The organism is Streptomyces sp. KR55 (assembly GCF_052245645.1).
GTDB lineage: Bacteria > Actinomycetota > Actinomycetes > Streptomycetales > Streptomycetaceae > Streptomyces > Streptomyces flavusporus.
Window position 1 is genome coordinate 1 of the sequence record NZ_JBQQCE010000553.1, and the last position, 5,984, is coordinate 5,984.

Here is a 5,984-nt window from a genome sequence, read left to right on the forward strand (position 1 = left end):
GAAGCGGACCGGGCGGGTGCCCACGCGCGTGCCGTCCAGGGTCGTGCCGTTCGTGGAGCCGAGGTCGGCGACCGAGATGCGGCCGTCGGTGTCGAGGGTCACCGCGCAGTGCAGCCGGGAGACGTCCGGGTCGTCGAGCGGGACGTCGGCGTCGGCGGAGCGGCCGACGCGGACCTGGCCGCCGTGCAGCAGATGGACACCGCCGGCGTCGGGGCCGGCGATCACGTCGAGTCGGGCCGGGGCGTCGTCCACCTCGGGGTGGGGCTCGGGCTCGCACGGAGCGCCCACGGACAGGACGGCGCCGTCGAGCAGCGGGGGCTCGCCCAGCGTGCAGCGCTGTGGGTCGAGGCGCTCCGCACCGGCGTACAGCACCACGGCTCCGGACAGCGGGGCACCGCCGTCTCCGGAGACCGCCGAGGCCAGCGCCGAGGCCACCGCCGACAGAGCTGTGCCAGCCGGGGCCGTGACCAGCATGTCGCGGCTCGCGGCGCGGCCCTGCGCCTCGGCGGGCGCGGGCGGGCCCAGCGGGTCTACGACGGTCAGCCGGATCTGCATCGCCGTCAGCGGTCCCTTCTGCGCGGGCGCCCGCGGAACGGGGCCGAGGCCGCCCCGCGGTCCCCTACCGCGGACTTCCCCCACCACCACACGAGCACGTCGGCCAGTACTGGAGGCATCCTCGCACCTGCCACTGACAACGCGCCCGCCGCCCGCCGTCAAGTGATCTTGATTGGTCGGCTCTGCCCGCAAAAGTGACTGACCAGGGCCGTGCGGATGACCGCTTGAGATCGGTCACGTCCGGGTCCGGCAACCAACGGATCGGGTCGAGCGTCTTTCCTTCGAACATGTACCGGAGTGATGTATCGGAGCGATGTGCCGGAACAAGTACCGGAGCACGTACCGGAAACAAGCACGGAGCGTGTACCGGAACCAGACGGGAACCCCTCCGTAGGCCGCATGGACAGACGACAGCCCGGTACCGAGGACGGCGGCACTACAGTGGGTCGGAAACAGTGGGTCGGAACACGCAAGCAAGCAGCAGGGAGCGCATGACGTGCGGCCGGTAGGCAGCAAGTACCTGCTCGAGGAGCCGCTCGGACGCGGCGCCACGGGCACCGTCTGGCGAGCCCGCCAGCGGGAGACCGCGGGTGCCGAGGCGGCCGTGCCCGGACAGCCCGGTGAGACCGTCGCGATCAAGGTCCTCAAGGAGGAGCTCGCGAGCGATCCCGATGTCGTGATGCGGTTCCTGCGGGAGCGGTCCGTCCTGCTCCGCCTGACCCACCCGAACATCGTGCGGGTCCGCGACCTGGTCGTCGAGGGCGATCTGCTGGCCCTGGTCATGGACCTCGTCGACGGCCCCGACCTGCACCGCTACCTGCGTGAGAACGGCCCCTTCACGCCCGTCGCGGCCGCCCTGCTCACCGCGCAGATCGCCGACGCGCTGGCCGCCAGCCACGCCGACGGCGTCGTCCACCGCGACCTGAAGCCGGCGAACGTCCTGCTCCAGCAGCACGGCGGCCAGATGCACCCGCTGCTGACCGACTTCGGCATCGCCCGGCTCGCCGACTCACCCGGCCTCACCCGCACTCAGGAGTTCGTCGGCACGCCCGCGTACGTGGCGCCGGAGTCCGCCGAGGGCCGCCCGCAGACCTCGGCCGTCGACATCTACGGCGCCGGCATCCTGCTGTACGAGCTGGTCACCGGCCGTCCGCCGTTCTCCGGCAGCTCGGCCCTGGAGGTGCTGCACCAGCATCTGAGCGCCGAACCGCGCCGCCCCTCCACCGTCCCCGAACCGCTGTGGACGGTCATCGAGCGCTGTCTGCGCAAGAACCCCGACGAACGGCCCAGCGCCGAGAACCTCGCACGCGGGCTGCGGGTCGTCGCCGAGGGCGTGGGCGTGCACGCGAACTCCGCGCAGATCGCCGCGGCCGAGGGCGTCGCCGCCCTCCTCGCGCCCGACCCGGCGCCCGCGCCGGTGCCCGGAACTCCGGGTGCCGCCGACCCGACGCAGGTGCTGCCGCACGGATCGGCAGGGGCGGGGGCGTACGACCCGAACGGCGCGACCAGCGTGCTGCCGCACACCGGGGGCCCGGCGGGCGCCGCCGACCCCACCGCCGTACTGCCGAACACCGGGGCCGCCGACCCGACCGCGGTGATGCCGCCGGTGCCGCCGAACCAGCCCGTCGGGCAGCAGGGGCAGCAGCCCGACCAGCCGCACCCCTGGCAGTCGCAGCTGCGTGCCGCGCGCGACCGCAACGAGCAGACGCAGGTCCAGTACCTCGACCCCAGCGAGGACCCGCTGCGCCGCCGCCCGCAGCGGCAGGTCGCCCGGCCGCAGCAGCAGCCGCGCCCGGCGCAGCAGCCCCAGCGGCGTCCGCAGCAGGGGCCGCCGCCCGGGTACGGCCATCCGCAGCAGCAGCAGTACGCCCCGCCGCCGCACCAGCAGCCCCAGCGGTATGCCCCTGCGCCCACGCCCGAGCCGCAGCGGCCGGCGCGTGAGCCGCGGCAGCCGCGGCAGCGCAGCGCCAATCCGATGCGGATTCCCGGGCTGGGCTGCCTGAAGGGGTGCCTGTTCACGATCGTCATCCTGTTCGTCGCCGGCTGGCTGATCTGGGAGCTGAGCCCGCTGCAGGAGTGGATCGGCACGGGCAAGGGCTACTGGGAACAGCTCACGGACTGGGTCAGCACGGTGACGGGGTGGATCGGGGATCTGGGCGGGGACTCCGGGACCTCCGAGGGGCCCGGAGGCACGTCCACGCAGTAGCGGGTGAGTTGATTTGTCGACACCTGGCGGGTGATTTCCCTCTCCGCGGTGAAGGTAACGGCTCCGGGCGCGTAGTTTTGTCGGCTGGGGGTCCGGGGGTCGGCCCCCGGGATGGCGCAGCAGCGACAACACGCGTCTGTAGGAGCAGCCTTGGCACGGAAGATCGGCAGCCGGTACACCGCGAACCAGATCCTGGGACGTGGCAGCGCCGGCACGGTGTGGCTGGGCGAGGGACCCGACGGTCCCGTCGCCATCAAGCTGCTGCGCGAGGACCTCGCGTCCGACCAGGAGCTCGTCGGGCGCTTCGTGCAGGAGCGCACCGCCCTGCTCGGCCTCGAGCACCCCAACGTCGTCTCGGTCCGCGACCTGGTGGTGGACGGCAACGACCTCGCGCTCGTCATGGACCTGGTCCGGGGCACGGACCTGCGCACCCGGCTGGAACGTGAGCGGCGGCTGTCCCCCGAGGCGGCCGTTGCGATCGTGGCCGACGTGGCGGAGGGGCTGGCGGCGGCCCACGCGGCGGGCGTCGTCCACCGGGACGTGAAGCCGGAGAACGTCCTGCTGGACATGCAGGGCCCGCTGGGCCCCGGGGGCTCGCATCGAGCGCTGCTCACGGACTTCGGCGTGGCCAAGCTGATCGATTCTCCACGGCGGACGCGCGCCACGAAGATCATCGGTACGCCGGACTACCTGGCGCCCGAGATCGTGGAGGGGCTGCCGCCGCGGGCCGCGGTCGACATCTACGCGTTGGCGACCGTGCTGTACGAGCTGCTGGCCGGGTTCACGCCGTTCGGCGGCGGCCACCCGGGCGCGGTGCTGCGCCGGCATGTGACGGAGACGGTCGTCCCCCTTCCCGGCATCCCCGACGAGCTGTGGCAGCTGATCGTGCAGTGCCTGGCGAAGGGACCGGCGTCCCGGCTGCGGGCATCGGAGCTGGCGGCGCGGCTGCGGGAGCAGCTTCCGGCGCTGGCGGGCATGCCGCCGCTGGATGTGGACGAGCCGGACGTGGAGGACGGCGACGTCCCGGCCGAGGCGGCGCCGGTGGCGGGGGAGCCGGAGATGCCGGTACGGGTGCGGCGGGGGGCCGTGCCCCTGGTACCCGGCGCGAAGCCCGACTCCAACCGTGACACGCATACGTCGATGAGGGTGCCGGCCCCGGACGAGCTGGCGGGCGGTGCGCGGGGGACGGCACGGGCACCCAGGGCCGCGGGCGCCCCCCGCCCCGGCTCCGCCCGGCACCGGGCGACCACCCGACGCCGACGCCTGACCCTGGGCGTGGTGGCGGTTGTGCTGGTGGCGGCGGCCGGAGTCGGTACGTGGCTGGCCACATCGGGCGACGACGCGGGGGCAACACCACAGGACACGAAGGATTCGGCACCGGCATCTCCCTGAGCGGGAACTTCTGCCGACCGGGCTCTTCAGTGCCGGCTGGCACCATCCAGCCCGTCCGGCGTTTGAGGACGAGGCCGTTCAGGCCGAAGGGGGTCTGGGGGCGCAGCCCCCAGAGGGGTCCGCACCGGCGCCGGGTGCCTACGCAAGCCACGCTCACCCGGCGCTGGCCACCCGGCGGAGCCGTTACGCTGGGAGTGTGGCAGTCGTCGATGTATCCGAAGAGCTCAAGTCCCTCTCCTCGACCATGGAGTCGATCGAGGCCGTTCTGGACCTCGAGAAGCTGAGGGCAGACATCGCCGTGCTCGAGGAGCAGGCGGCCGCGCCGTCCCTGTGGGACAACCCGGACGAGGCGCAGAAGATCACCAGCAAGCTCTCCCACCTCCAGGCCGAGGTCAGGAAGGCGGAGGCGCTGCGCGGGCGGATCGACGATCTTGCCGTGCTGTTCGAGATGGCCGAGGAGGAGGACGACCCGGACACCCGTGCCGAGGCCGAGTCCGAGCTCGCTGCCGTCAGGAAGGCGCTGGACGAGATGGAAGTGCGGACGCTGCTCAGCGGGGAGTACGACGCCCGTGAGGCGCTCGTCAACATCCGTGCCGAGGCCGGTGGCGTCGACGCCGCCGACTTCGCCGAGCGGCTCCAGCGCATGTACCTGCGGTGGGCCGAGCAGCACGGTTACAAGACCGAGGTCTACGAGACGTCGTACGCCGAAGAGGCCGGCATCAAGTCGACCACCTTCGCCGTCCAGGTGCCGTACGCCTACGGCACCCTCTCCGTCGAGCAGGGCACCCACCGCCTCGTGCGCATCTCGCCCTTCGACAACCAGGGGCGCCGGCAGACCTCCTTCGCCGGTGTGGAAGTGCTTCCCGTCGTCGAGCAGTCCGACCACGTCGAGATCGACGAGTCCGAGCTGCGCATCGACGTCTACCGGTCCTCCGGGCCGGGTGGTCAGGGCGTGAACACCACCGACTCCGCGGTGCGCATCACGCACCTGCCGACCGGCATCGTCGTCTCCTGCCAGAACGAGCGATCGCAGATCCAGAACAAGGCCACGGCCATGAACGTCCTTCAGGCCAAGCTGCTGGAGCGGCGCCGCCAGGAGGAGCAGGCCAAGATGGATGCCCTCAAGGGCGACGGTGGCAACTCCTGGGGCAACCAGATGCGTTCGTATGTGCTGCACCCGTACCAGATGGTCAAGGATCTGCGCACCGAGCACGAAGTCGGTAACCCCGAGGCCGTGTTCAACGGCGAGATCGACGGGTTCCTGGAGGCTGGAATTCGCTGGCGCAAGCAGCAGGAGAAGTAAGCGAAGCGTTTTGTCGACAAGGCAACTGCCGCCCTTCCGGCGGCAGTTGCCTTTTCTGTTCCTGCATGTCTGGGTTTTACATCACACTCACACGCTTCAACCCCCGGCAAAGAAGGCGTAACTGGACATCGCGCGCGCAACGGCCTTGACGTTGCTTTGAAAAATGGGAAGGGTGAAGCGTGGCATGCGTATCTCTGGGGCGCATGTGAACCGGGGGGCTTCACCACAGCTGTCTCCGTCGATCACGGCCCCGAGCGCCGCCTCACTGACGATCAGCTACTGGGGGTAGCAACCATATGACCAAGAAGACGCGGATCCGGATCGCGCGGATCGCGGCCGGTGCCGTGATCGCCGCCGGCGCCTCGCTGACCGCCGCGGGCGCCGCCTCCGCCGCGGAGACCGACGACTGCCTGCTCGGCGTCCTGTGCAGCGACGAGTCGCCCACCCCGACTCCGACCGAGCTTCCTACGGACCCGCCGACGGACCTGCCGACGGATCTCCCGGCGTATCTCCCGACGGACTCCATGG

Annotated in this window: 4 protein-coding genes and 1 pseudogene; 4 read left to right on the forward strand and 1 reads right to left on the reverse strand. The window is 71.6% G+C overall.

The annotated features are described in order from the left end of the window. Positions 1-555 (reverse strand): FHA domain-containing protein (locus tag ACTWQJ_RS45030; RefSeq protein ID WP_443312176.1); only part of this gene is annotated, 555 nt, incomplete at its 3' end. Between the two features lie 496 nt (positions 556-1,051). Here ACTWQJ_RS45030 and ACTWQJ_RS45035 point away from each other — a divergent pair. The 4 genes and pseudogenes from ACTWQJ_RS45035 to ACTWQJ_RS45050 form a co-directional block, all read left to right on the forward strand. Beyond that, positions 1,052-2,761 carry a serine/threonine-protein kinase gene (locus tag ACTWQJ_RS45035; protein ID WP_443312177.1) on the forward strand — a complete coding sequence of 570 codons (1,710 nt, stop codon included), beginning with the start codon at positions 1,052-1,054 and terminating at the stop codon, positions 2,759-2,761. Positions 2,762-2,911: 150 nt separating this feature from the next. After that, complete coding sequence (locus ACTWQJ_RS45040) at positions 2,912-4,153, forward strand: serine/threonine-protein kinase (RefSeq protein WP_443312178.1); 1,242 nt, start codon at positions 2,912-2,914, stop codon at positions 4,151-4,153. A 196-nt stretch (positions 4,154-4,349) separates the two neighbouring features. Continuing rightward, positions 4,350-5,456, forward strand: coding sequence for a peptide chain release factor 2 (gene prfB, locus ACTWQJ_RS45045; RefSeq protein ID WP_129799792.1), 1,107 nt, complete (start codon positions 4,350-4,352; stop codon positions 5,454-5,456). A 296-nt stretch (positions 5,457-5,752) separates the two neighbouring features. After that, positions 5,753-5,984: pseudogene (locus ACTWQJ_RS45050) on the forward strand (hypothetical protein); the annotation flags it as partial.